Raw genomic sequence first — 25805 nt, forward strand, 5'->3', positions numbered from 1 at the left:
ATTTTGTGAAAATCGGTACCTTAGTTACGAAAGAAAGCTTGATCTTTTATTATAGGATACTGAGAAAGTGAAATGGATCCGTACTCGTAAACTTGATATTTAATATTCTTCCTCACATAAGTATTTTTGCTTTATTAAAATGTTGAATCCTTGAAAAGCGTGTGTAATCTGCACACGCTTTTTCCATATAAAAAAAGTAAGTGAAAAAAAATGTATCTAAACAAAAGGGGCTTTCCTTTAATAAGGGTTGCTTTTTTTCTTATTCTAGTAAAGATGCAGTTTAATACCATATATACAGACAACTCTTTGAAAAGAATAGTCGGGTAACATCACCTCATACTTAAACAGGATTACGTTTTAACTTATCTGGATTTACTATGTAGAATATTTTATTTATCGATTGGGTTGGTGAATCCCAGTCAAAACAAAAGGCGCCAATAATTTTTCTATTTTCAGTGACTACGATACCCAATTGATTATTTATTATAGCTACATTAGCATTTTTTCCGGAGAAAAATTTCTTTGAAATCCCTGTAATAAGTGCTAATACTCGTTTTTTACCTTTGATAACATTGATTGCTGTCCTTACCTTTCCACCTCCATCAGCAGTGAAAAGTACATCATTAGATAACAAATTGGTTAATTTTTGAATATCCCCTTTATTTAATGCCAATATAAATTGATCTATAAAATATTTCTGTAGATTGATAGTCAAGTCTTTTTCACTTTTTATTCCTATTTTAATTTGCGCTCTACTTAATATTTTACGGCTATTAACTGTAGAAGTTTTTAGAATTTCGGCAATTTCGCCATGTCTAAGCCCTAGGGCATTTCGTAGTACGTAGGCTATCCTTTCTCGAGGTGAAAGGTTCTCCATAAGAACCATATATGAATAGCTTAGTTGATCCGACTGAATTAGATTCTCTACGGGTTCACCATTGAATTCTTGTAGTAAAGGCTCAGGTAACCAAGTTCCGATATATGCTTCTTTCTTTTTTCTACTTGATTTCAGTTCGTTTTTGCAGCGATTAACAATCATTTTGTTTATATAAGCCTTCATATTAGTAATTTTTTTATCTTTGTTTTCATGTTCTTTAATTTTTAAAAAAGTATCTTGAACAATATCTTCAGCATCTGTTATTGAACCAAGTAAACAGTACGCTATCGTAAGACAATAATCTTTATATTCTTTATATAATTCTTCTATATTGAATTGACTGATTAACATGACTATCCCTTCCATCTGAAACGTTATAACCGTGGTATTGTCATTTTCTATATACATCTTATATGTTTTGAATTTTTTTCTTTCATTTTTCTACAAAATTAATGATTAGCATGAGCGGTAGGTCATCTTTGGAAAATGTAAGCATAAGGTAAAGCTCAAAGAAATGCTTCACCTACATTTTTAGTAATTTATTAAAAAAACGTACGGTTATATCCTATGTTAATAGAACAAGAATAAACGATATAAAACAAGAAGTAAAAAGTCAGGTTAGAATATAAAAATAAAAATCATATTTTTTATTTATTATTATTAATATTGCCTTCTTATTATGTTCAACGTATTATTTACTTTCTATATACAATATTAATGTAACATGTCGAATCCTTTAGTCCATGAAGCATACATAGGCTCCCAGCCATATTGTTTTTTTGCTTTACAATTTGATGCTCCACGTTCCCAGGAATTATGTATGTCTTTTATATAAGGAAGGGGAGCCCCAATCATTCTAGCAAAATAGGGAAGCCATATCGTGCCTTTTACAGGTTCATCATCTACAATGTTGACAGTTCCTGATGGCCAATTTAAAGCTAATACAGCTGCTTTCGCTGCGTCTTTTACGTGGATAAAGGATGTGATCCCATTTGTTGCGTATAACTCCTGTTTATGCAATTGTTTAGCAATTTTACCGTTTCTTGAATACCACGTTCCAGGACCATAGAATGTACCATAGCGAAGTATAATGAACTCAGGCATTTCTTTTACTTTTTCTTCTAAAGCAATGACACCATCAATCGTTTTTTTACGAGGTAATGGGGCATTAATATCTAATGGTGTTTCTTCTGTAGCTAGTGTATTTCCAGGTTCATATGCCCATGAAATACTTTGGGCCACCATTTTTTTCACTCCAACGTGATTAGCTGCATCTACGAGGTTTCGTGTTCCCTCTTTCCTTATTTTTGAATTATCGTCTATATCGCCACTATTTAGTGCGGTGAGTTGATGCATAACAACATCAGGCTGGGTTTCAATTAATGCTGCATAAACACTATCTCGATCAAATGCATCTGCAATTACTGGTTTAACTCCTAACTCTTCCATTGATTTAACATGCTTTTCTGATCGAATCATCCCAAATATATCATGCCCTTCTTGTATTAAAAAAGGAATTACCATTTTTCCAATTACACCTGTAGATCCAGCAAGCAATATCTTCATAAATAAACCTCCTAAATATATTGAATACAAAAATATGATCTCTATAATAAGACAACTGGGCTTTAGGATTTGTGACATAAATTAAAGAAAATACAAAAATTTTTATGCTTAACATAAGAGAAGGTTGATTCTAGGCTATCTATTATTTTTAGGGGAGATAATCATTTACAATCGTTGTACATTCTCTACCTCCTAATAATGGTCGGGCCTTAGTTTTCTTTCTCAACTTCAAACTCGATGCTTCCTTTATAATGAAGTTATTTTCATTGTATGGCAATTAGTTGTTCTTTCACAAAAGGGTTAGGTTAGCTGAAGAAGGTAATTTAGGTGATAGAAAAGAAATATTTTTAAAACCCATTCAGAAAAAACGAATTGATCACATAGGTAATACAGTAATAGCGGATAGGATTACTAAATCTATATTGAATTTAACAGAAACTCGTATTATGAGAGAAATAGAATGGTTTGTCAGTCCGTTTTTTCAACCGGACGAACGAGCGGAGACTCTGTTCCGCCAATTTATCGTATCTGGTATGAAATGTGTACCATGTATACGTATTGTTCCTACTGTGTTTGCAGATGAAGAACTTCAAAATCTAACCGTCGAGACATTCTTACTAGTTGCAGAACACGAAACTATCTATAACCCAACCAAAAATGCTTGAAAGAGCTAAAAGACTTATGCCAAATCTAAAGACTCAAATGATACCAAATGCGGGACATGGCTTATCCATCGAACAGCATGAAATTGTCAATGAAGGGGTTAAAACGTTTTTAAAGAAATAATTTTTTTTGAAATAAATTGTAGACCTTGAGTTATTGTACTCAAGTAACAGTAGGTAAATACGTATTCAGTAAACCCGTACTTGATTAGTGCGATGCTTAATATAGCATCGATATTTTTAACGAAGTAGATTGTAAAGAAATGTATTTAAACTAGATCACAGCTCTTTTTTCTTATTCGACAAAAGGGGTAGGTTAATTTAAGTGCTAGTATTCACAATCTTTATTATTAAATTACCTTCTCCTCCACACAAAAAGACTACCACCGCATGAAAAAGAAGAATGATTTCATTATGAAATCATTCCTTATAATAGTTTGAATATGCTTATACTGATATTATTCATCAATGACTTGCTAAACGTTTTTCAAAATCCGCCTTAAACAACAGAATAGCATCAATATTTACAGCAAAATCGTGGTCACTGATATTAAAATTAGTTATAAACTCGCCAGACTTCTCACGAACCATAATTGTTGGGCGGATATTGTCTCCAATAGCGTCCTTAGTTACAGTACTTCCATAGAAATACCAGTTAGTTTGAGTAGGCACATTTTCTGCATTTTTAGATAAGTCATTTTTTATTAATTCGCATAATTGGACCATAAAATCTTCATTAAGCTTAATGGTTTTTCCATGCTGACCATCAACAGATATATCAGCATATCCATACCAAATATTCCTGCTTGTATATTTTCCGTCATTTGAAGTGTATGTTTCATCAAACAAGATCTTCATTTCATTACCCTCCGCTAGTATAAAATTTCCTCACACTATTATATATCAATTAGAAAATGCAAAATAGCTTGCTGTTAGTCTCACTAAACTTGTAAGAGTAAGGCAAATCTAACATCATGGTAAGGTTCCCCCTAAAGTTGTGAGTTTGAATCACTGTGGTCTATCTTTAATTACTATTAAGACCCCTAAGAGGATAAAAAACGAACCTATCCAAAAAGTTATATTAATTGTCTCACCGAGTATTAACCATCCTAATAATGCTCCAACCATTGGTTGGAAGAAAAAGTAAATTCCTCCACTGGAGGCATTAAGCATTTGTAATCCACGATTCCAAAGTAGAAAACCCCCTGCTGTTGAAATAACTCCCAAATATATGAGTCCTCCCCAAATAGTTGTGTGGGTCAATTGAGATGGATTTATTTGATGCAATCTTGGTAAAACAAAAGGTGTTAAGATAATTAATGCTACTAAAATGGAATAAGTTGTTACAACTATTTGCGAATAATCACTTGGAATACGTTTTACTAAAACAGACATAAGTGCCCATGTTAAAGCTGCAATAACAAGGGAAACACCACCTAGTGTACTGGACATATTCATATCCCCAATTCCAACTATGAGGATAACTCCTACTGTAGCTAAGCAAACAGAGATTCCCTTTTTAATAGTCAAACGTTCTTTTAAGATCAAGCGAGCAAAAATCACCATAAATGCTGGTGTAGAAGAAGTTATTATAGCTCCCATTTGTGCTGTAGAAAGCATCGTACCAGTTTCCTGAGCAACAATTGATATTGTATTCCCTATTACCCCAATAGCTATAATTAGTAAGAAATAACGTTTTTCTATCCTCCATTTTTGTCTAGTAATCAAACCGATAAGGATTAATGCAAAAATAGCCACTATATACCGTAGCCACACAAGTTCAAGTGGTGGTATCACTGATACTACAACCTTCACAACCACGTACATACCGCCCCAAATACTGGACGCTAAAATTAAATATAGTGAACCTAGTAAGGTGTTTTTCATTTTTTATACCCTCCGTTATTTATTTAGGTCAAAAAAACCCTTAACGGAGAGATGTAGTCATTTTCCCTCCATTAAGAGAAGAAGAAGACTACTGGTACATCATTTTCGAATAATGGAGTCCAATACATAATGATTCACCTCTATTCCAAACTAATTACAATCATCTATGTTTTATTGTAACTGAAAATTATATTTTTTGAATATTTAATTTCTTTGTTTTTACTTGTATCTAGTCTATTATTTCTACTACGGAGGAGTTTTATCTCAACGATGTAACAAGTAGTTTAGCAGAGTAGAGAACACAAACTATGTTATTTGTAGGTATGAATATCAATATTAGGTGTTTATTAAACTGCTTAATAGTAATGCCCTAGATAAATTCTACTTTCTAAGAAGAGTTATAGATTCACAGAGGTTCTTCAGATTTTAATTGAATTAAATGGCAGTTCAACTAATTTTGGCTAGTGAATGTCGAATAACAATTACAAAACCTAGGAGGAAATTATTGAAGTATATAGAAATTATTGATTAATTGGCGAAATAGTCAAAAAAATAATAGGGGTGAGAAAAGGTGGAACATAAACAACAAATTAAAGGGAAATTAGGGAAAACCATTCAAGTACGATTAGTCTCCGATTTAAAAAAATCTCAGGAATACTACCGTGATGTATTAGGATGTAAAATTGATGGTTGGGGGCACGCAGAACGAGACGGAATGATTATCATTCTTCAACAGTCAATCTCCCCAGAAGATGTACGACCAAACGCTGTAGCCAAAAAGCGTTTAGATTATCCTACGGATTGGGAAGGTCCTGATTTTGGATGGGACACGTATATTCATGTTAGTTGGGATGACCAGGACACTCTAGTTGAAGAAGTTCGAGGAAAAGGGGGAGAGATTGCAGTCGAGCCATTTATAGGTGCACACGGCAATTGGGAGTTTAAAAATGCCTGTATAAAAGACCCCGATGGATACAATATCGTATTAGGTTCAATGCGAGAAATTCAGCAATAATCTTGAATTCTATTGCACATATCAAAAAAATAAATCATTATCTTGTTCAATTAGAGGGGGGGGGACATATGTAACAACAGACGAAGCTGCAACACCTCCTTTTTTTCGACTAAATATAAGATTTTTTCAATGTTAATGTCTTAGTTCTTATTTAAAATAAATATTTACTGTATGGAAATAGCCTTATGATTATTACTAAGGAGTTTTTTTCTCGTTGAAGTAACTGCTAGTTTGGCAGAATAGAGAACACAAACCATTATATTCTATACTTAATAGCTTTTATGTGTATTAACAATAAGTGTAAGTTGTGTTCAATATACGGTCTATTATTTTTCTGGAAAATGGAGTAGTTAAATAGCATCCATTTGTATTTAAGAAATTTACAGTTCCTATTAGAAGTAAGCGAATTCTAGAACAAATAAGTTTGCTGAAACATCTATAAATTTTAATAACTTTTATAAAAGTTGTTATTAACCTCATTAGCAAGAGTTTAGATCCACAGAGGATTATCAGCTTTTCTTAACTAATTGTTGGTTAAGTTTAAATTGACTAGTGATTTTCGAATAATTATTTCAAAAGCAAAGGAGGAAGTTATTGAAGTTTATAGAATCATTTATTAATTAGCTGAATAGTCAAAAGATAAATTGATAGGAGTGAGGAAAGGTGGAATATAAACAACAAAGGAAAGGGAAATTTGGGCAAACCATTCAAGTACGACTAGTCTCTGATTTAAAAAAATCTCAGGAATACTACCGTGATGTATTAGGATGTAAAATTGATGGTTGGGGGCATGCAGAACGAGACGGAATGATTATCATTCTTCAACAGTCAATCTCCCCAGAAGATGTACGACCAAACGCTGTAGCCAAAAAGCGTTTAGATTATCCTACGGATTGGGAAGGTCCTGAATTTGGATGGGACACGTATATTCACGTTAGTTGGGATGACTTGGACTCTCTAGTTGATGAAGTTCGAGGAAAAGGGGGGGAGATTGCAGTCGAGCCATTTATATGTGTACACGGCTCGTGGGAGGATAAAAATACCTGTATAAAAGACCCTGATGGATACAATATCGTATTAGGTTCAATCCGAGAAATTCAGCAATAATCTTGAATTCTATTGCACATATCAAAAAAATAAATCATTATCTTGTTCAATTAGAGGGGGGACATATGTAACAACAGACGAAGTTGCAACACCTCCTTTTTTTATCGGCCAAACTGGGCAGGTTAAAGCCTATTGAAAGAATCTTCATTGTTTGATGACATGGTTCAACCGCAAAGGATAAAGCGCCAATTCGAAAATTATTCCATTACTGGACGAAGGAATAAAGGTGATTTTAAGCTATATAAATGTTTTTCAAAACCTTTGTACGAATTATTTGCATAGATACAATATTGATTTGTAAAGGTGTTGCATAGCCATCAATATGGGTATCAAACTATTTTTAAGAAATATTGTTGACATCCTTTCTACTCGGTGATACGATGTACTTGTAATTAGTAGTACTGAATAGTGGAATTTTACAAAGCTATTCAGAAAAAATTTTGCTTCAGTACTATGTGATACTGAATATAAGTCAGACTAAATAGAGGTGGCATAGAGCATGGAAAATTTAACTGAAATGCTGAAGGGTTCGCTTGAAGGCTGCGTCTTGGAAATCATAAGCCGCCATGAAACCTATGGCTACGAGATTACCCGCCGCCTGAACGATCTTGGGTTTACAGAAGTCGTGGAAGGGACGGTCTACACCATCCTCGTACGATTAGAAAAGAAAAAACTTGTAAACATTGAAAAGAAACCGTCAGATATGGGGCCGCCCCGCAAGTTTTACACGCTTAATGAGGCTGGACGCAAGGAACTTGAATTGTTTTGGGAAAAATGGGATTTTGTATCATCAAAAATTAATGTCTTGAAGTCGACCTAGCTTCATAAGATATTCCATCCGATATTTTTGGTGTGTCTTGTTTAGCTTTATAAAAAAGGAGGAAAATAACATGATGGAAATGTTCAAAAAAATGATTGGTGATAAAAAAGAATACAAGATGATGATGGCACGTGTTGAAGCCATGCCAGAGGACTATCAGTATGTATTTAAGAAAATTCAAAACTATATGTGGAAATTCACAGCGGGCAACGGGATGGATATGTTACACATACAGTATGAATTAATCGATTTGTTCGAAGCAGGTGCAGCAGAAGGCAGACAAGTGCTTGAAATCACGGGAGATGACGTGGCGTCCTTTGCTGACGAGCTAGTGGCAAACGCAAAAACCTACTTTGCCAAGTATCGTGAAGATTTGAATGAAAGTATCTTGAAGCACTTGGGAAAAAAATAAACTCATAAATAATACCGACTGAATAGCTGGTTATAAATGTAAATTGCCACCTTCGTTATTCAGTTATATTTTTCATTTAGTACTAAGTATTACAGAATATTAGTGAGACTAAGTAGGGGATTAAAGTAATCTACGTTTAAAAGGATCTTTTTAAAAGGAGGAGAAAAGTATGGGTCATGTAGCGATTTCTGTAAAAGCGTTAAAAAAATCCTTTAAAGATAAAGAAGTTTTAAAGGGGGTGGATTTTGAGGTGCGGCCTGGCGAAATTTTCGCTCTGCTTGGCTCAAATGGAGCGGGCAAGACGACGACGGTCAACATCCTCTCGACACTGTTGAAGCCTGATTGTGGTGAAGTAAGTATTTGCGGCTTTAACGTTCAGCGTCAACCGGATCAGGTTCGCCAGAGCATTAGTTTAACAGGGCAGTTCGCAGCTTTAGATGGCATGCTTACCGGTCGGGAAAACCTGATGATGATCGCCCAATTGCGAGGAGTTGCCAACGCCGCACAAGTTGCAGACAATCTTCTCGAAAGATTCAGCATGACGGATGCGGCCAATCGAAGGGTGGACCAATATTCCGGTGGGATGAAGCGTCGTATTGACATTGCCATGAGCCTGATCGGAAAGCCAGCAGTCATTTTTCTCGACGAACCGACGACAGGGCTTGATCCCGAAGCACGGATTGAAGTCTGGGATACAGTCAAGAAACTTGCCAACGGAGGCACAACCATCTTGCTGACGACCCAGTATCTGGAGGAAGCGGAACAATTGGCGGATCGTATCGCAATTCTGCATGATGGAAAAATTATCACGACCGGTACCCTTACCGAACTCAAAGAAATGTTCCCGCCAGCTAAAGTAGAGTTCATTGAAAAGCAGCCGACATTGGAGGAAATTTTCCTTGCAATCATCGGCAAAAAGGAGGAAATGTAAATGAAAAGCAAAACAGGGGTATTACTAGGACGTTTAATGCGCAATATCATGCGGAGCCCGGATACAATTATCACGGTGGCGATTACACCGATTATGATGATGCTGCTGTTTGTCTACGTATTTGGTGGCGCCATAAAGTCAGGCACGGACAACTACGTCAATTATCTATTGCCAGGAATTTTGTTGATGGCTATCGCTTCCGGCGTCGCATATACGTCCCTACGGTTGTTTACGGATGTAAAGAGCGGGCTGATGGCACGTTTCATTACTATGCCAATTAAGCGCTCGTCGGTATTATGGGGTCACGTGTTAACTTCGCTTGTTTCCAATGCACTTACAGTCGTGGTGGTTATCCTCGTCGCACTCTTGATGGGCTTCCGTTCCAACGCTGATATTCTGCATTGGCTCGCGGTAGCTGGAATACTTGGGCTATTTACACTAGCTCTAACTTGGCTGGCTGTCATTCCCGGATTGAAAGCGAAGTCTATGGAAGGAGCGACAGCCTATTCGTACCCGCTAATTTTTCTGCCGTTTATCAGTTCGGCCTTTGTCCCTACCGAAACTATGCCTAAAATTGTCCGTGCATTCGCTGAGAATCAGCCAGTGACTTCAATCGTGAATGCGATTCGAGCTCTCTTATATAAAGGGGATGTTGGCAATGATATCTGGATCGCGCTTACTTGGTGCGTTGGCATCATGGTTATCGCCTACTTCTTCGCTAGCAAGCAATTTAAACGCCAGTTAGGGTAAACTGCACTATTTTGTTGAGCTAGATCAATAATCAACTGATGAATCATTACCCCGACGTGTGGTTTGCCAGTCATGCTGTAGAAGACAGTGGGGTGTTCTCTTTCGCGGAAGGAAAATATAGCCCAAATAATTGACAGTATAAGAGTAAATGACGAAGCCAAACTGCTTTAATGAATGAACTATGGATTACATATTAGTTGGGATGTGATTCATAGTTTTTTCGATTGTTAACTAGATTTTGCCAAGTAATCTATCAGCAGATCATTCGTCCATTCTTTAGATGGATTATTAAACTATTTAACATGATAAATATAATCAGGGATGCCTTTCTGTTATTCGAATGGTTCTGTTAAATTATGAAAATAGGAGACTCTTATTTAAGGCGTTTACCTATATAAAATTTAATTACAATGATTTGTTAACATAGGGGGAGAAATTCTTTAACTGATGCTTTAGGTTTTTCCCTTTATCAAAATCATTGACATCCATCACTACAAAAATATCTTCTGTTGGAGAATGTACGGATTCAAATAAAGTAATCGCCCTATTATAACACCTCAATATATAGGGGTTGTTTGGATAATCATAATCCCTTTTCCACTCTACACCAAGTTCAAAACGAATCCCAATATCCCAACTATAAAATAAAGGTGGTCTAAGCTCTAAATTGGGGTAATTTTTGTGCATAAACTCATTAAACTGCATTTTAACACCTCATAGTTACTATTTATTGGTTCAACTGACCCAAAATTTGGACTCCCGTAAACTATCATTAATCACTGTCCTTTCAAATACAAATGATGTTAGCAGAAATACTTTAATGTGTTGCTTTGTGTTTTCGTTACAACGACTATGTATAAACAAGAAGACCTTTAAAACGGTCAAGCCATTTTGTCATTCGAGAATGAAAGTTGTTCACATTTTATATATAATATAAGCCTTTAAAACGTACTTCCCATCATCTGTCTTGATTTCGGTAATGATCCAATCCTTTTTTTTTCTTTGACATAAGTTTTGTAGGCTCTCCAAGCATCAGTTACAAGTACATTGTCGGAAAAAAGGTTTTTATTATATAAAAAGGATTTGTCTTTGGAAATAAACGATATAAATTAGTATTTAATTGAAAAATGCAATTAAAATATTCTTATTATTTTGATATCTACCAACTTACTGTAAAATTATATTAAAGGAGTGTGATACAAATGAAAGCACAAGTGATTAAAAGATTTGGAGACCCAGCTGTTTTTGAGCTTGCTGAGGTTCCTAAACCTGACCCAATTCCTGGGCATGTTGTCATTCATGTAAAGGCAACGAGTGTAAATCCAATCGATACAAAGATTCGCAGTGGAGCCGTACCTGCAGTTGCTCCAGAATTTCCCGCTGTGTTACATAGTGATGTAGCAGGAGTTGTTGTAGATGTCGGAGAAGATGTAACAGAGTTTAAGGCTGGTGACGAAGTCTATGGTTGCGCAGGTGGTGTAAAAGGAACAAGTGGTGCCCTTGCAGAATATATGCTAGCGGATGTACAACTTCTAGCTCATAAACCAAAAAATATAACGATGGCACAAGCAGCGGCACTTCCTTTAGTAACAATTACTGCGTGGGAGTCTCTTTATAAGCGGGCAAATGTTCAAAGCGGACAAACGGTACTTATCCACGCAGCCACAGGTGGAGTAGGTCATGTGGGAATACAACTGGCCAAGCTCGCAGGCGCAAAAGTATATACAACCGCTTCATCTGAGATAAAGTTAAATATTGGAAAATGCTTAGGGGCAGATGTGTCCATTAATTATCGCGAACAATCTGTGGAGGAGTACGTAAAGGAACATACAGATGGAAAAGGATTTGACATTGTGTTTGATACAGTCGGCGGTGAAAACCTCGATCGGTCGTTCCAGGCTTCTGCCACATACGGAACTGTATTAGCAATCGGAGCTCGCTCGACACATGATTTGTCTCCTCTCCATGCCAAGGCATTATCTTTACATGTCACTTTTATGCTTTTAAAAATAATTGATAAGGAAAAAAGGCAGGAATATGGGGAGATATTACGAGAAGTAACAAAACTTGTGGAAGAAGGAAAACTACAACCTCTAATCGATGAAAGGCTTTTTAATTTTGATCAAGTCATGGAAGCACATACCTTACTGGAATCTAATATGGCCATTGGTAAAGTTGTGTTGACAAATGAATGGTAATTAATTAGCTGGAAAACAAGCTATTCTATTAATGGCCCATATTTTTTTACTTCGCATTTATTCTTGATTAAGGCTGTCGATATTTTCTCGACAGCCTAAGCTTGCATTCTATATTCATTATTTGTTGGCGTAAAATGGTGTATAGTTCAATAAGAAAATAGTTGAATGTATCCTATTAAAAAAGAGGGTGTCTATAAAAAATGTTTAAAAAAACGATTTTCAGAACAACTACTTTTTTATTTATATCTAATCATAGCAATTATATTTGAAACATTTTCAAGAGCCTACTCTGTTAACTTTATAACCAAATCACTCTTTGTATTGATAATACCGGAAAGAAGTAATCCATGTACTCACAATCCTATATGAATGAATAATTAATGTATATAATTATTCATAAGACTATTGATTGAGTGATTTATTTCAGTTATGTTAGGATTTTCTATTTTCGTATCGTTAATGCTATATTTCCTTTTTAGTTGAATAATTCTTTCAATACTTTCATTTAATCTTTGTTCGGAAATTTCCCCATTTTCAACCGCTGTTTTTAAAGAGGAGGTGATCTTTACAACATTATTATAGTCATGTCCTACTAATATAATATCGCTTCCTGCTTTTACTGATTCTACTGCTGCTTTACCAATATCAAAATGTTCTGTAATTGCTCCCATAGTCATATCGTCTGTTATGATTACTCCCGTAAAACTAAGTTGTTTTCTAAGAAGATTCGTCATGACAGCTTTTGACATGGAGGCTGGATTAGTATTATCCAATTCAGGCAATAAGATATGTGCAACCATCACCACATCTGCTCCAGAATCGATCGCACGTTCAAAAGGAATTAACTCTAGCTCTTTAAGTTCCTTAAGGCTTTTATTTACAATTGGGAGCTCCAGATGGGAATCAACCGATGTATCTCCATGTCCAGGAAAATGCTTAATTGTAGAGATGACGTTTTGCGACTGAATCCCTTTCATTGTTTGAATTCCAAGTTCACTTACTATTTCTGAATTGTTCCCAAATGATCGATCCCCGATAACAGGGTTATTTGGATTGCTGTTAATATCAAGAACAGGTGCAAAATTGAGATTTAAACCAAATTCTTTTAATTCGTGACCTAAAAGTGTTCCGACTTTATAAGAAAACTCAGGATCATTTACCTTTCCAATCTGATTATTTGGAGGAAAGTTAACAAGCCCCCCCGGCAATCTTGTTACTCTACCTCCTTCTTGGTCAATGCTTAAAAGAAGCGGTAGATACGAACTATTTTCAGCTTTCAGTTGATTCACAAGTCGAACGGTTTGTTCAGGGGTTTCAAAATTATTTTTGTAAAAAATAATTCCTCCGACATGGTATTGGTTTATTAATTTTTTTGCGTTTGTATCCATTGTGGTACCGGAAATCCCAGCAAGTATCATCTGACCTATCTTATCTTCTAAGTTCATTTTAGAAATCACTTCTGAAATGGTTTTGTTTTCTTGTTGATTCGGCTTTTTTTCAAGCTGTGTATAGAGTGAAATATGGTCAACTTTAGGATTTGGCTCCTGTTTTGTTTTTACAGGTAATACCCATAATAAATCAGTAGAGGTGGTTGCATGATATACAAGTATCATTTGATCATGCGTTGAATCTTTATAGTATCGAATGGTATCGGGTTCTCCACCAGTTTTCTTAATTTCATTTAAAGAAATTTTTTGTATTTCAGAATCATAGGACCGTATATCATTTACAATCTGATCGGCAAAGCCGATTGTAGAATTATGACTTTTGTATTCCTCATATCTGCCTTTAGCAGATTCTGAAATATGGTCTGATTTACCCCATTCTCTGTTTACTTCCTTCCATTTTGTTTTACCGGAAACAAAGGGAATGTTCGGAACCTTTCCATCCTTAGATAAGGCTAATATTTCTTCTACTAATTTCTTAAGATTTTTATTTTGATCATTCTTTGAACCCACCATATTGTTACTGGAAGGTTTAGTTATAGTTGGGCTTTCTTTAACTGGTGCCTGTCCGCTATCATGATCTTTGATTACATAATAAGCTCCAATAATTAAGGCTAACATTAAAAGTAGAATTGTAAAAATACGTAGCTTTTTTCGAGATGCCCTATTTCTTTTCATTTTCCAATTCTCCTTTCTACCTTTTTATGTAAATTTAGAATTTGTATTTTACCGTTTATTTGTCGTAATGCCAATCTAAACTGCTCATAAATTTGTATGTATTTAGGGGAGTCCTCTCTAAATGCAAATATTTTATTCTTCATTTTTTCACCACCATTGACATGTATATTTGCTTATAATTGTACCTATTTAGATGTTAGATTACATTATACAATATCACTGAGAGTTATCAGAAAATAAAGGAGGACTTGGACATGTTTATACCTAAATATTATAAAGTGACAGATTTTGAAAAAATTAAAGAATTTATTAATGCGAACTCATTTGGGACAGTTGTAACAACAGAAAAAGCGAAACCAATTGCTACTCATATTCCATTACAATTAAACAAAAATGGGGAAGAATATTATATCACTGGTCACGTTTCATATGGTAACCGTCAATGGAGAACCTTTGAAACATGCGAGGAGGTTCTCGTGATTTACCAAGGATCCCACGCATATATTTCTTCTTCTTGGTATGGTCATGAAAATGTTCCAACTTGGAATTATCAAGCTGTCCATATATATGGTAAGGCAACCATATTAGAGGAAGACGAATTAAAAGATGATTTGGCACAGCTATTGAAGAAATATGAAAAACATAGAAAAGCACCAATATTATGGGATAATCTATCATCCCAGCTGTTAGAAAAAGAGATCAAAGGTATCGTAGGATTTAAGATTAAGATAAATGAAATTCAGGCTGCTGATAAACTTAGTCAAAATCGTAATGAGGAGGATTATTTAAGTATAATAAAACATCTAAAGAAAGAAGGAAATCCAATGTCTCTACAAGTAGCAGATGTAATGGAAAATAGATTGTTAAAAGATAAGTAATATGATAAAGAAATCATTTATGATATTTGAAGAATTACAACCATTATCTAATAAAAATGGGATGCTCCCTATCTTGGGTGAACATCTAGGAAGTATAATAATGAGAAAAACCTATAAAGGAGATAAAAGTATGCTAAATGAAACATTTCACATTGCAGTACCAACGGCATTTTTTGAAGATGAATCTATTAATATTCAAGGAACTATAGATCATATAAGGTATTTATATAAAAAAGGAGTAAAATCTGTTCTAGTCTGCGGTACAACTGGAGAACAACATAGCTTAAATATTAATGAAAAAATCGAAATACTTGATCGGATAGTAGCAGAAAAAGAACTCATTAATAATATGGAAATTATCTTTGGTGTTTCTTCCATTAAGCAGAAAGAAGCAGAGGAATTAGCTAAAAACATTCGTGATACAAATATATCAGGTATTTTACTTGGATACCCGCCTTATATACTACCGACACAAGCAGAAGCATTAATATATACAAAAACCATTATTAATCATTGTAAAAAGCCAACTATTTTATATAATAATCCAAATCGAACCGGATTTGATTTATCACTAGAAAGTATTATTCAGTTAAGTAATATGGAATTAGTAGTTGGAATAAAAGAAGCAGGAAGAAAAGAAAGAGTTCAACTTTTAAAAAAAGAAATGAAAAGAAATGACTTCTATTATTATGCTGGTGGAGAATCTGAATTGGATGAGAAAGTGATTCTTGGGTTTGATCGTCTTTCCTCGATTGCTGGAAATTTATATCCAATTGAAATCAGCGAATGGTTTAAAAAATTAGTTTCTAGGCAAGAAATTACTAAACAAGAGCGGGTAAGGATAGAAGACATTTTACTAAAGGTTTATCAAGGTTCACCCTTAATAAATATTAAAGAAAGTATTAATAAAAAGGGAATACCTATCGGAATTTGCAGGAGTCCAATCGGAAATCAATAATCAAATAAGAAACGGTATAAACAGGGTGTTTATGCACTCCTGTTAATTACTATCTTGATTTATATTACAATTTTTGTGGTTTTTGTGTCACTAGGTTCATCTTCATGCTTATCTAATGTTTTATGTTCATCCTTTCTTTCTTCATGAATGACGTTAACGGATAAGAGATCTATTGGTAATTCTATTTATGAATCATCTAATACTTTTTAACCTATAAATTATTGTACTATATAAAAATAGCAAAATCAGAGGTAAGCACCTCTGATTTTAGTTTTCATCATTCCAGTGTGAAGCAATAAATTCATCACGACCTGATTTTTTTCGATCTTCCATGTACTCTTCTTTACTTTTTTTATAAAAATCCTGATGGTAATCTTCAGCAGGATAGAATGTAGCAGCAGGAAGTATTTTTGTGACAATTGGTTTTTTAAATTTTCCACTGTCACTTAAGTTTTTCTTAGAGGTTTCTGCTAGTTTCTTCTGCTCTTCGGAATGATAAAATATCGCCGTCCTATAGGAATCTCCACGATCATGAAATTGACCACCGTCATCGGTCGGATCAATTTGCTGCCAGTAAATTTCAAGTAATTTTTCATACGAAAATATACTAGGATCAAATGTAATTTGAACGACTTCATAATGTCCTGAAGTACCCGACTTTACATCTTTATATGTTGGGTTCTCAATATGACCACCAGAGTACCCCGAAATTACACGATCAATTCCATCCCATTGGTCAAAAGGCTTGACCATACACCAAAAACAACCACCTGCAAAAGTTGCTTTTTCTAATTGCTTATCCATTCTTTTTCCCCCGTAGTAAAAATCAGTATAATCGGATAATATCATTTTTCTGCATAATAAAGCAATGAATTAAATTTCAACATGCACATATTGACAATCACATAATTTTCAAGTAATTTAATAAGCATAATGGTAATAAATTTACCAATATTAGCCTAGTTATTGATTCCCTTAATAAAGGAGATAATTTTATGTTTGGTGTCGTTCTTAACTAATCCGTAATTTCATACGGTCACACTTTTCATTGACGTTGCTTGTGAAAAAATTTACCACAACAAACGTTTATTTAAGTATGATAAAAAAGTGTGAATGTTAAGAACGATAATCATGGCAGATAGAAGATCATTCTACGAAAGCTATGTCTATTGACATAGCATTTTTATGCTCTCATGAAATTTGGGAGGATATAACTAGGTAGAAACAATAACAAAGAATTTATTTTGTTAAAACACTTCTAAGCGTAATGAACAATTGTTCATTACGTTTTTTTTATTATAAGGAGGCTATTATTGTGAATTCCCATACGTTTAAAATCCTTGAATTTGATCACGTGAAAGAACTGATTGCGCAATTTACAATGTCTGAAGCAGGAAAGGTAAAGATCGTAAATTTAGCTCCATCTACAAATGTAAAACAAATTCGAGCTTGGTTAGATGAAGTAACAGAGGCAGTCAATATTTTGGAAAAAAGCGCTAGTGTTCCTATCTCTTCATTGAATGGCATGGAGCTAATCATTAGTCAATTAGACAAAGGTCTGACATTAAAGCCTGCTCATTTTAAAGAACTCGCAGAATTTTTGATTAGCTGTAAAAGACTTAAGCAATATATGAAGGATAAAGAATTTCTTGCACCACGTGTAACCTCGTATGTATATGGCATTGAAGATCTTTCTCGTTTACTTGAAGAAATTGAAAGATGTATTCGTAATGGACGAGTGGATGATTATGCAAGCAAAGAGCTTGTGAAAATTCGAAAGCAAATGTCCATTCAAGAGGATAGGCTTAAGGATAAACTAAATCAAATCATTAAATCATCCAAATACAAATCCTATCTTCAAGAATTTATTGTAAGTGAACGAAATGGTCATTATGTAATTCCAATTAAGAAAGAGTACAAAGGAAAAATAAAAGGGGTAGTGTTAGATACTTCTGCTTCGGGAGCAACTTTGTATATTGAACCTGAGGAAGCTGCATTCCTTCGAGAACAAATTTCGATACTGAAAGCCTATGAAGAAACAGAAGTAGATAAAATTTTAGCTGAATTAACTGTTTTAGTCGATGAGCATTTGCATGAAATAAGGTTGGCAATGGAAACGATGATTCACTATGATGTTTTATTTGCAAAAGCAAAATATAGTCGGCTCATTGATGGACGAAGTGTTGAAGTAAATGAAACTTTTAATATCCGTCTTAAGGGTGCCCGCCATCCGTTATTAGAAAAACAAGCTGTACCACTGACCATTGATTTAGGCGAACGATACAATGCTTTAATTATAACGGGACCGAACACAGGTGGAAAAACAGTAACGATTAAAACCGTTGGATTATTAACAATAATGGTTCAATCTGGTTTGCATATTCCTGTTGATGAGGGGAGTGAGATTAGTATCTTTAAAAAAGTCCTTCTAGATATCGGGGATGCTCAGAGTATCGAGCAAAATTTGAGTACTTTTAGTTCACATATAAAAAATATTATCGAGCTTCTTAAGGAGGCAAATGAGTATAGTTTAGTTTTATTAGATGAGCTTGGGTCAGGTACAGATCCTGGAGAGGGAATGGGGTTAGCGACTGCGATATTAAAGCAATTCCATCAAAAGGGTGCCACGATATTAGCAACAACTCATTATAGTGAAATTAAAGATTTCGCGGATAAGACGGATGGATTTATGAATGGATCAATGGAATTTGATATCCATACACTACAACCAACCTATCGTTTAAATATTGGTACTGGCGGTGAAAGTCAAGCATTCGCTATTGCACTGCGATTAGGGATGCATCCAACGATTATATCTGATGCCTATCAAATCACATATAAAGAAGAGAAGGTATATGAAATGGAATGTGATAATTCTTATGAAAAAAGAGAAATGGATAAACAAATTGCTGTGAATCGCTATATAAAAACAAAGCAACAAAAGAAACCTGTTTCAAACCAGCCGGTCGTCATGTTCCAACAAGGGGATAATGTTCACATACTGGCAACAGGTGAATACGGCATTATTTATAAAGGGCCAGATTCATTTGGAAACTATCTTGTCCAAGTGAAAAACGAGAAAAAAACGTTTAATTATAAAAGGTTAAAACTATATATTGCCGCTAATGAATTGTATCCAGAAGATTATGATTTTAATATTATCTTTGAATCAAAAGAAAATCGAAAGAAGGCACATCTAATGGAGCGAAAACATGTCGATGGATTAACGATTGAAGTGAATGATAAACAGGAGGATTAAAAGATATCCATTTCTTTTTTTAGTATAGTAATATAGAATAGATAGGGTTGTCTAATAAGAGGTCAGGCCTCATATTAGATAACCTTTTTCAAGTTAATATAGTAAAAGGATACTAATTATGACGACCATAAAACAATATATTAAAGAATGGCAGGTAGCCCTTCAACATGAAATAGCATATGTGAAAAAATACGGTAGTACTAAATATCATGTTTCTAATGGTCATTTACTATCAAGTGACCAATCATATACCTATTACTTTGAAACAGCTACATCTTTGCGAATACCTGTAGGTTCAACCATCCGACTGGAATGGGAAGAATGGAAACAGACAGGTAGAGTCCTTTCATCGGAAGGGAAAAGTATCATTATTAGTTTTGAAAAAAGCTTCGGAGATTTAATTTCTAATGCCATATTATTTCATGATCCATGGGAACTTCTCGAACAGCTTATTCAACGTCTCGATGATGCTAAAAAAAGTAAGAAAAAAAGAAATCGCATGCTTCAAGTAATCACTCCAAGCCTACTAGCGAAACACCCAACTAATCATATTAAAAGTAATATCCATGAGCTAGTCCTGCGATCAAAGTATAATCCAGTAACTTATGTGTGGGGACCACCAGGTACTGGGAAAACTTATACTCTCGCACGAGTTGCCGCTAATAAGTATTTTAAAGAGAAACGAGTTCTTGTTTTATCCCATAGTAATCAAGCCGTAGATGTATTAATGGGTGAAATTAATCATTTTGTACAAAAAATGGACAAACAAGTTGAAGGAGAAATATTACGCTACGGAATGAGTGGAGCTTCTGTGACGAATGATTTTTTAACAACGATGCAATTAGTTGAAAAACGTGAACCCGGTCTTTTGGATAAAAGACTTCAATTTTCCGAACTAAAACGAGGATTAAAGAATGATTTAAGTCAATCATTTAGCCATAGAGATACAGATCAATTATTAGAGATTGAAGAAAAGTTAGCAAGAGTACTTGAGCGAATTCGTCGAAAAGAAATTGAATTTGTGAAGGAAGCAAAGATTATAGGAACAACATTAGCGAAAGCGGCAGGTGATGCCGCAATTTTCGAACAGGAGTTTGATATTGTCATCATTGATGAAGCAAGTATGGCATATGTTCCACAAATTGCTTTTGCCTCATCATTAGCTAAACGTGTAATCGTGTGTGGTGATTTTAAACAATTACCACCTATTGCTTCAGCAAGAGATTCTATAGTCAATGAGTGGTTAAAGGAAGACATTTTCCATAAGGCTAACGTTGTTAAAGGAATTGACACAGCTGAATTTCACCCACATCTTTTTTTATTAAAAAAACAAAGAAGGATGCATCCGGAAATTTCAGGGTTTACAAATCAACATATTTACCAATCTCTTGTAGGTGATCATGAAAAAGTAGGTGAACAAAGACGTTCCATCGCTTTAAAAAAACCATTTTCAAAACGTGCATCGGTATTATTAGACACCAGTTTTACAGGAGAATTTTGCATTAATGAACAGGCATCTCATTCAAGAATGAATCCATTACATTTATTCCTGTCTTTCCAATTAATCCATGAGGCATATATGGATGGAATGACATCCATTGGATATGTTACTCCATTTCGGGCACAAGCCGTTTTAATGGAACATTTATTGGCTGATCTATATGAAAAGGAATGTGGGGAAGCGGATATTATTTCAGCTACTGTCCATCGTTTTCAAGGTAGTGAACGTGAGATGATTATTTTTGATACAGTCGATGGCTACCCACAAAATCGCGCAAGTATGCTGTTAGCAGGTCGTGAAAGTGAAAGGCTCATTAATGTGGCTATGACAAGAGCGAAAGGTAAATTTATTAATGTGACCGATAAAGAGTTTATTCGTAAACAGATTTATCCTAATAAAACAATTAGGCAGCTTGTTGACTATCAAGAGAAACATAAGCAAAGTGTTTCCCCTTGTGAAATTGGCCAATGGATAAAACATCAGCATCCACGATTACGATGGATTCATGCTCGTAAGTTAGAACCAGTTTTTAAGGATATTCAGCATGCTTCACGATCTATTGTAATTTCCTTACCAGATCACACAGTCCTTTCTAAACAGTGGGTAGAAGTATTAAATAATCGATCGAATAAAATAAAACTAGCGATAATCGCAACAAAGGACATCAAATCTATTAATAAATATAAAAAAATAGATCATTCCTTACCGTTTCCATTTGTTTCTATTGATGAACAAATCATATGGTTGGGACTTCCACTAGAAGGGATGAAAAGGCTCAAACCACCATATATTACTGCAAGACTTGATGCTCCATCATTCTTTGAATATTTTTTAAAACAATTGCCGATTCATTCTGAATGAGTTATTCCTTGTATTTAAATAAAGGGAAGTACTGGAGTTTGCAATACAGAAAGAGGAGACCAACGCTGCAAATGCGTTGGTCTTCATATATACTACTAGATCTACTAAGTATTTTATTTAAAAAATGACCCTTTTTTATTACTTTTCAAAAGGTCTCCAGTCCAGCCTTTCATTTTTAAATAACCATAAAATCCAATGGTTGAGACAACGATAAGTAATAATGATAGTAAGTAGCCATATTTCCATTCAAGTTCCGGCATAGATTTGAAGTTCATTCCCCATAACGCCCCTAAAGCCATTAATGGAGTGAAAATAGTCGTTATTACAGTTAAAGTTTTCATTATTTCATTTCCCCGATGGGAGGAAATCACTTCTTCTAGATTAATAATAGAATCAATTTCATGCTCGTATTCGTTGATTAGCTCGATAGCTCGTTCAATTCTTTTACATGTACGTTTAAATATTTCTCCTTTATTTACATCCTCAAGGAAGGCTTCCTCAATTCCGATTTTCAATTCTTTTACTGGAATTAAAAGACTTTTCCAAACTAATAGCTCATGGCGACGCTTATAAATTTTATCGAGAATGCTCGTTTCATTTTTTTTATGAAAATGCCAAGTCATTTTTTTTAGTTCATCTTCAAATCGATCAATTCCATATAACATCTCATTCATTAGTTCACCAATAATGATTAAAAATCCATCAATTGCATTGTCTGCCCGATCAATTTGTGCTAGAAGGAAGGATTTATTATTTCGTTTAAGAACTGATAAATCAAGATCTACGGCAATGAACTGATCATGAGTTAAATAAAAATGAAAGATTTTGTAATCCTGTTCATCCTTGAAATTTTGTTTGTAAATAAGTGATCCCTTCACAATTCTTTTATTATCATCGTGTATTTCAATTCTTAATATATTTTTCCTATTTTCCTTCACTTGATTGAGCCATTCCTTATTCAAGGAGTAGCTATCTTCTTCAATAATTTGTTTTATTTGATCTATTTCATTTTTCTTAAATTGATACCATTTCCAACTAGTTGTCATATTATCACCCCTATTTTTAAAGTGTTTTCCTACCCATTCCCGATTGCTGAAAAAATAAAACCTCTGATAACTATGTTTTTTTGTGAAAGGAAGGAGGGAATAACAGATTAAAAAATATTAAAGATAGACACCATTCTATTATTTCAGGAGAAACGAAATATCGGCTTATGAAATACGATATTACGAAGCAGCATTGTCTAAAAACGTATCATTATTTCTCAAATTTTATTGTGGGGTGAATAAAATGAATTTACTATTTTTACTCATTTATTTTATTGTCATCACGGCTGTCATAGAAATTCATGTCATACTATTTCGATTAACTGGTCTGAAATTGGAAGTTTCGCGTTTTCAAGTCATCTCGATGATGACAGGTACAGGGTTTACAACTGGAGAATCAGAACTTATATTAGGACATCCAGTTCGTAGAAAGCTAGCGATATTTCTTATATTATTTGGAGCATTTTCACTTGCAATAATTATTTCATCTATAAGTAATTTTCTTTCAGATGATTTAGGAATAAAGGAAACTCTATATGTTGCAACAGGGCTATTAATGGTACTAGGAGTATTAAAATTGACTTCCATCCAAAGGGGATTGTCCCAATTATTTAATAAAAATATGAAGAAAAATATTGAACTAGGTGATTTACCTATGCGAGATATATTTTTAACCGATAAAAAAGATGATCTAGTAAATCTTCACATATATAAAGAATCTTATTTATTTCATAACACCATTAAGGACGTACTCAAACAATACGACCAGTTAGATATGGTTGTATTGTTTATTAAAAGAGGAGAATTGAAAATCAGAAAAAATATCTATCAGACGAAAATCCACGAAGGTGATCAAATATTACTATTCGGTAGCAAAGAGGTAATTAGAGAGAAATTTAAAAATGATCTTAATATAATGGAAGATAAAATGAAAAATCAAGCTCACACACCAATTTCAGAAGATTAATTATCGTAGATTTTCATATTTACAAAATAGTGAAAGGATCCTTCGTGCTGATTATATTTGATACCTACAAAACTATGGGATTTTAAATTGGTATAGGGATGAAGTTGAAAACAGTTAATTCTATTAGCTTGAATCTAGTTTTTTGTTTATGAAATGTAAAAATGGGTATTTTAATTATTAAACAATACTAATTAAAAATGAGGAGTGAAAAAGTTATGGGAATTATTTGGGCTTTAATTGTCGGAGGAATTATAGGATGGCTAGCAGGTTTGATCATAGGTCGAGATGTACCAGGAGGGATTATCGGCAATATCATTGCAGGATTTATTGGAGCTTGGGTAGGTTCATTAATATTAGGGGAATGGGGACCTGAAACTGGTGGATTCTATATTATTCCAGCTTTAATTGGAGCAATTGTTCTCATATTAATTTTAACCTTCATTATGAAGAGTTTAAGAAGAAGTTAGAACAAAAACAAAGTTATCTATAATATTATTATGTAAACAAAATATATAGTTGATGCCAATTGTTTTTTCTATAAATGTAAGGAATAAAACAAATATAACTATACAGCAGCACCTCATGGCGAAGGTGCTGTTCTTTTGTGGATAAATAATTACCAGTACTATTTATGTTATGTTTTGGACTTAATTTTGGATCTTTTGTTATCCAAAATAGATCAATAATAATAAAGGTGAATCTATCAAACTAGTAGGGACATGTCAAACATTATTGTTATATATTAGTTGTAAACGCAAAAAAGTCTTTTTGTAGTACTCATATGTATTTTTAATCTTATTGAAAACCATATTTGCTTTTTTATGACGATAGATCTGTTTGTTTATTGACTCCGATTCAATTTATGTTACGATCATATTAAGTTAAGAAAAAGGAACGTACATGATTGAATCTTATTGTATCGAAGGATGTATAAAAAGGTGATGACAGTAAAAAAAATAAAAAGTTTCCTGTTTATGCTTTTAGGTTTCATCTCTTTAGGGATTGGTATTGTTGGGACTGTACTACCAGGCTTGCCTGGCGGTCCGTTTTATTTATTTGCAACTTTTTGTTTTACGAAAAGTTCAAAACGATTTGAAAAGTGGTTCAAAGGCACGACTATTTATAAAAAATACGTTTTAGCATTTCTTCAGAAAAAAGGAATGACACGAAAAGAGAAAATCCGTATCAATTTAATAGCTGATATCTTTATTTTAATTTCTGTCATATACGTCGATTTCCTTTTGCTAAAAATAGTATTAGTAGTTTTGGCTCTATATAAACATTATTATTTTATTAAAAAAATCAAAACGATTGAATAGATTTTAAACTGCATTTTATTTTTAAATATAGTGAAGCACCTTTCATCAAAAAATGAAATCTATATTTTTACCCCGTCCTAAATATAGAACGGGGTTATTCTCATTTAAGCATTTAATCATTTTCTCGGTATTGGTAGCGGGTAATTAGACATTATTTAAAAGGCTGTTTTGCTCTTATATAAGCAAAACTTTCTGCTGGCTTTCACATAAAAAAATTGGAATTAGCGTTCTTATAAAGGTTGCAGCTTTTATTCATTGAGATGATGGGGCTATTTAGACTTAACTTTTTTTTGGTTAAAACATTACTAAATTAGTAACAATATTTGTAATAGAGCATTCATCGAAAAGCAGTTCAGTGGATGGTGTATTCTAGAATACATTATAGTCTAACCTTAACCTCAGTACCGTCCTTAGCTTTGACATCTACTAGCACGATTCCCTTATATTTTTTCAATTCCTTTACGATAGGCTTTAATGTATTTTTCTCTATTAGTGGTAAGGTAAAGTCCAATTTTTTTCTTTCGAAATGCTCTTTTGTCCATCTGTTTATATTTTGATGGAAAATTTTTGAAGAAAAAATTGAAATAACAATGTTTAAAATAGAGTATGGGATAGGGATGGTAAACCGCACGTCTTTTGCTTTTACTTTTACATGCATCATAAGCAAT

The 25805-nt window shown here is 33.9% G+C and carries 26 protein-coding genes and 1 pseudogene; 16 read left to right on the forward strand and 11 right to left on the reverse strand.

Features of this window, described 5'->3' with window-relative positions:
* Positions 1–340: 340 nt before the first annotated feature.
* Positions 341–1228, reverse strand: a complete 888-nt coding sequence (locus NST63_RS12200; protein ID WP_341042262.1) for a sigma-70 family RNA polymerase sigma factor — start codon at positions 1226–1228, stop codon at positions 341–343.
* A 363-nt stretch (positions 1229–1591) separates the two neighbouring features.
* Positions 1592–2443: an NAD-dependent epimerase/dehydratase family protein gene (locus tag NST63_RS12205; protein WP_212945328.1), complete on the reverse strand. Its 852-nt coding sequence runs from the start codon at positions 2441–2443 to the stop codon at positions 1592–1594.
* Between the two features lie 422 nt (positions 2444–2865).
* Here NST63_RS12205 and NST63_RS12210 point away from each other — a divergent pair, with 422 nt between their 5' ends.
* Both NST63_RS12210 and NST63_RS27780 read left to right on the forward strand, forming a co-directional pair.
* Positions 2866–3108, forward strand: coding sequence for a hypothetical protein (locus tag NST63_RS12210; RefSeq protein WP_341042267.1), 243 nt, complete (start codon positions 2866–2868; stop codon positions 3106–3108).
* Between the two features lie 16 nt (positions 3109–3124).
* Positions 3125–3229, forward strand: a complete 105-nt coding sequence (locus NST63_RS27780; RefSeq protein ID WP_373312675.1) for an alpha/beta fold hydrolase — start codon at positions 3125–3127, stop codon at positions 3227–3229.
* Positions 3230–3570: 341 nt separating this feature from the next.
* Here NST63_RS27780 and NST63_RS12215 read toward each other — a convergent pair whose 3' ends face one another.
* Together NST63_RS12215 and NST63_RS12220 are read right to left on the reverse strand one after the other, a co-directional pair.
* Complete coding sequence (locus NST63_RS12215; RefSeq protein ID WP_212945330.1) at positions 3571–3963, reverse strand: hypothetical protein; 393 nt, start codon at positions 3961–3963, stop codon at positions 3571–3573.
* A 150-nt stretch (positions 3964–4113) separates the two neighbouring features.
* The gene (locus tag NST63_RS12220) at positions 4114–4992 is read right to left on the reverse strand and encodes a DMT family transporter (protein ID WP_341042268.1); all 879 of its coding nucleotides are present in this window, start codon (positions 4990–4992) and stop codon (positions 4114–4116) included.
* Positions 4993–5563: 571 nt separating this feature from the next.
* Between NST63_RS12220 and NST63_RS12225 the strand changes: the two genes are divergently transcribed.
* The 6 genes from NST63_RS12225 to NST63_RS12250 all read left to right on the forward strand — a co-directional run bounded on the left by NST63_RS12225 (position 5564) and on the right by NST63_RS12250 (position 10027).
* On the forward strand, positions 5564–6007 hold the full coding sequence (locus NST63_RS12225; RefSeq protein ID WP_212945332.1) for a VOC family protein: 444 nt from the start codon (positions 5564–5566) through the stop codon (positions 6005–6007).
* A gap of 663 nt (positions 6008–6670) precedes the next feature.
* Entirely contained in the window at positions 6671–7114 is a 444-nt protein-coding gene (locus NST63_RS12230; RefSeq protein WP_341042269.1) for a VOC family protein, read from the forward strand.
* A gap of 499 nt (positions 7115–7613) precedes the next feature.
* Positions 7614–7934: a PadR family transcriptional regulator gene (locus NST63_RS12235; protein ID WP_058005438.1), complete on the forward strand. Its 321-nt coding sequence runs from the start codon at positions 7614–7616 to the stop codon at positions 7932–7934.
* 70 nt (positions 7935–8004) lie between these two features.
* Positions 8005–8346: a DUF1048 domain-containing protein gene (locus tag NST63_RS12240; RefSeq protein ID WP_212945333.1), complete on the forward strand. Its 342-nt coding sequence runs from the start codon at positions 8005–8007 to the stop codon at positions 8344–8346.
* A 169-nt stretch (positions 8347–8515) separates the two neighbouring features.
* Positions 8516–9277: an ABC transporter ATP-binding protein gene (locus tag NST63_RS12245; protein WP_341042270.1), complete on the forward strand. Its 762-nt coding sequence runs from the start codon at positions 8516–8518 to the stop codon at positions 9275–9277.
* Entirely contained in the window at positions 9278–10027 is a 750-nt protein-coding gene (locus tag NST63_RS12250) for an ABC transporter permease (protein WP_341042271.1), read from the forward strand. It begins immediately after the preceding gene.
* A 405-nt stretch (positions 10028–10432) separates the two neighbouring features.
* Here the strand turns inward: NST63_RS12250 and NST63_RS12255 are convergent, their stop codons facing one another.
* Both NST63_RS12255 and NST63_RS12260 read right to left on the reverse strand, forming a co-directional pair.
* On the reverse strand, positions 10433–10732 hold the full coding sequence (locus tag NST63_RS12255; protein ID WP_212945336.1) for a DUF3885 domain-containing protein: 300 nt from the start codon (positions 10730–10732) through the stop codon (positions 10433–10435).
* A gap of 30 nt (positions 10733–10762) precedes the next feature.
* A pseudogene (locus NST63_RS12260) lies at positions 10763–11088 on the reverse strand (IS1595 family transposase); the annotation flags it as partial.
* Between the two features lie 141 nt (positions 11089–11229).
* Between NST63_RS12260 and NST63_RS12265 the strand changes: the two are divergent.
* A complete protein-coding gene (locus tag NST63_RS12265; protein WP_341042272.1) occupies positions 11230–12225 on the forward strand; it encodes a zinc-dependent alcohol dehydrogenase family protein in 996 nt (331 codons plus the stop codon).
* 377 nt (positions 12226–12602) lie between these two features.
* On the opposite strand, the gene nagZ is transcribed toward NST63_RS12265, so the two are convergent.
* On the reverse strand, positions 12603–14348 hold the full coding sequence (nagZ, locus tag NST63_RS12270) for a beta-N-acetylhexosaminidase (RefSeq protein ID WP_212945338.1): 1746 nt from the start codon (positions 14346–14348) through the stop codon (positions 12603–12605).
* Entirely contained in the window at positions 14345–14491 is a 147-nt protein-coding gene (locus NST63_RS12275) for a hypothetical protein (protein ID WP_341042273.1), read from the reverse strand. Before NST63_RS12275 ends, nagZ begins: the two co-directional genes overlap by 4 nt.
* Before the next feature lie 111 nt (positions 14492–14602).
* On the opposite strand from NST63_RS12275, the gene NST63_RS12280 reads away from it, so the two are divergent.
* Positions 14603–15226 (forward strand): FMN-binding negative transcriptional regulator, encoded by a 624-nt coding sequence (locus NST63_RS12280; RefSeq protein WP_212945340.1) that lies wholly within the window; start codon positions 14603–14605, stop codon positions 15224–15226.
* Between the two features lie 100 nt (positions 15227–15326).
* The gene (locus NST63_RS12285; RefSeq protein WP_341042275.1) at positions 15327–16184 is read left to right on the forward strand and encodes a dihydrodipicolinate synthase family protein; all 858 of its coding nucleotides are present in this window, start codon (positions 15327–15329) and stop codon (positions 16182–16184) included.
* A gap of 267 nt (positions 16185–16451) precedes the next feature.
* Here the strand turns inward: NST63_RS12285 and msrA are convergent, their stop codons facing one another.
* Positions 16452–16988, reverse strand: coding sequence for a peptide-methionine (S)-S-oxide reductase MsrA (msrA, locus tag NST63_RS12290; protein WP_212945341.1), 537 nt, complete (start codon positions 16986–16988; stop codon positions 16452–16454).
* A gap of 511 nt (positions 16989–17499) precedes the next feature.
* On the opposite strand from msrA, the gene NST63_RS12295 reads away from it, so the two are divergent.
* The gene (locus NST63_RS12295) at positions 17500–19443 is read left to right on the forward strand and encodes an endonuclease MutS2 (RefSeq protein ID WP_341042276.1); all 1944 of its coding nucleotides are present in this window, start codon (positions 17500–17502) and stop codon (positions 19441–19443) included.
* Positions 19444–19561: 118 nt separating this feature from the next.
* Complete coding sequence (locus NST63_RS12300; protein ID WP_212945343.1) at positions 19562–21805, forward strand: AAA domain-containing protein; 2244 nt, start codon at positions 19562–19564, stop codon at positions 21803–21805.
* Between the two features lie 113 nt (positions 21806–21918).
* On the opposite strand, the gene NST63_RS12305 is transcribed toward NST63_RS12300, so the two are convergent.
* A complete protein-coding gene (locus NST63_RS12305) occupies positions 21919–22851 on the reverse strand; it encodes a magnesium transporter CorA family protein (protein WP_212945344.1) in 933 nt (310 codons plus the stop codon).
* Between the two features lie 244 nt (positions 22852–23095).
* On the opposite strand from NST63_RS12305, the gene NST63_RS12310 reads away from it, so the two are divergent.
* From NST63_RS12310 to NST63_RS12320, 3 genes are all read left to right on the forward strand, one after another.
* Positions 23096–23818, forward strand: coding sequence for a hypothetical protein (locus NST63_RS12310; protein ID WP_212945345.1), 723 nt, complete (start codon positions 23096–23098; stop codon positions 23816–23818).
* A gap of 215 nt (positions 23819–24033) precedes the next feature.
* Entirely contained in the window at positions 24034–24285 is a 252-nt protein-coding gene (locus NST63_RS12315) for a GlsB/YeaQ/YmgE family stress response membrane protein (protein ID WP_212945346.1), read from the forward strand.
* 474 nt (positions 24286–24759) lie between these two features.
* A complete protein-coding gene (locus NST63_RS12320; RefSeq protein WP_212945373.1) occupies positions 24760–25137 on the forward strand; it encodes a YbaN family protein in 378 nt (125 codons plus the stop codon).
* 379 nt (positions 25138–25516) lie between these two features.
* On the opposite strand, the gene NST63_RS12325 is transcribed toward NST63_RS12320, so the two are convergent.
* Complete coding sequence (locus NST63_RS12325) at positions 25517–25798, reverse strand: hypothetical protein (RefSeq protein ID WP_058005469.1); 282 nt, start codon at positions 25796–25798, stop codon at positions 25517–25519.
* Between the last annotated feature and the right edge of the window lie 7 nt (positions 25799–25805).

The sequence above is a fragment of the Heyndrickxia sp. FSL W8-0496 genome, assembly GCF_038007825.1.
In the GTDB taxonomy this organism is placed as follows: domain Bacteria; phylum Bacillota; class Bacilli; order Bacillales; family Bacillaceae_C; genus Heyndrickxia; species Heyndrickxia oleronia.

Bases quoted from the DNA above. Each gene is read 5' to 3' on its own strand.
- NST63_RS12200 (WP_341042262.1), bottom strand. From the start codon at position 1,228: ATGTTAATCAGTCAATTCAATATAGAAGAATTATATAAAGAATATAAA.
- NST63_RS12205 (WP_212945328.1), bottom strand. From the start codon at position 2,443: ATGAAGATATTGCTTGCTGGATCTACAGGTGTAATTGGAAAAATGGTA.
- NST63_RS27780 (WP_373312675.1), top strand. From the start codon at position 3,125: ATGCCAAATCTAAAGACTCAAATGATACCAAATGCGGGACATGGCTTA.
- NST63_RS12215 (WP_212945330.1), bottom strand. From the start codon at position 3,963: ATGAAGATCTTGTTTGATGAAACATACACTTCAAATGACGGAAAATAT.
- NST63_RS12220 (WP_341042268.1), bottom strand. From the start codon at position 4,992: ATGAAAAACACCTTACTAGGTTCACTATATTTAATTTTAGCGTCCAGT.
- NST63_RS12235 (WP_058005438.1), top strand. From the start codon at position 7,614: ATGGAAAATTTAACTGAAATGCTGAAGGGTTCGCTTGAAGGCTGCGTC.
- NST63_RS12240 (WP_212945333.1), top strand. From the start codon at position 8,005: ATGATGGAAATGTTCAAAAAAATGATTGGTGATAAAAAAGAATACAAG.
- NST63_RS12245 (WP_341042270.1), top strand. From the start codon at position 8,516: ATGGGTCATGTAGCGATTTCTGTAAAAGCGTTAAAAAAATCCTTTAAA.
- NST63_RS12250 (WP_341042271.1), top strand. From the start codon at position 9,278: ATGAAAAGCAAAACAGGGGTATTACTAGGACGTTTAATGCGCAATATC.
- NST63_RS12255 (WP_212945336.1), bottom strand. From the start codon at position 10,732: ATGCAGTTTAATGAGTTTATGCACAAAAATTACCCCAATTTAGAGCTT.
- NST63_RS12265 (WP_341042272.1), top strand. From the start codon at position 11,230: ATGAAAGCACAAGTGATTAAAAGATTTGGAGACCCAGCTGTTTTTGAG.
- nagZ (WP_212945338.1), bottom strand. From the start codon at position 14,348: ATGAAAAGAAATAGGGCATCTCGAAAAAAGCTACGTATTTTTACAATT.
- NST63_RS12275 (WP_341042273.1), bottom strand. From the start codon at position 14,491: ATGAAGAATAAAATATTTGCATTTAGAGAGGACTCCCCTAAATACATA.
- NST63_RS12280 (WP_212945340.1), top strand. From the start codon at position 14,603: ATGTTTATACCTAAATATTATAAAGTGACAGATTTTGAAAAAATTAAA.
- NST63_RS12285 (WP_341042275.1), top strand. From the start codon at position 15,327: ATGAGAAAAACCTATAAAGGAGATAAAAGTATGCTAAATGAAACATTT.
- msrA (WP_212945341.1), bottom strand. From the start codon at position 16,988: ATGGATAAGCAATTAGAAAAAGCAACTTTTGCAGGTGGTTGTTTTTGG.
- NST63_RS12300 (WP_212945343.1), top strand. From the start codon at position 19,562: ATGACGACCATAAAACAATATATTAAAGAATGGCAGGTAGCCCTTCAA.
- NST63_RS12305 (WP_212945344.1), bottom strand. From the start codon at position 22,851: ATGACAACTAGTTGGAAATGGTATCAATTTAAGAAAAATGAAATAGAT.
- NST63_RS12310 (WP_212945345.1), top strand. From the start codon at position 23,096: ATGAATTTACTATTTTTACTCATTTATTTTATTGTCATCACGGCTGTC.
- NST63_RS12315 (WP_212945346.1), top strand. From the start codon at position 24,034: ATGGGAATTATTTGGGCTTTAATTGTCGGAGGAATTATAGGATGGCTA.
- NST63_RS12320 (WP_212945373.1), top strand. From the start codon at position 24,760: ATGACAGTAAAAAAAATAAAAAGTTTCCTGTTTATGCTTTTAGGTTTC.
- NST63_RS12325 (WP_058005469.1), bottom strand. From the start codon at position 25,798: ATGATGCATGTAAAAGTAAAAGCAAAAGACGTGCGGTTTACCATCCCT.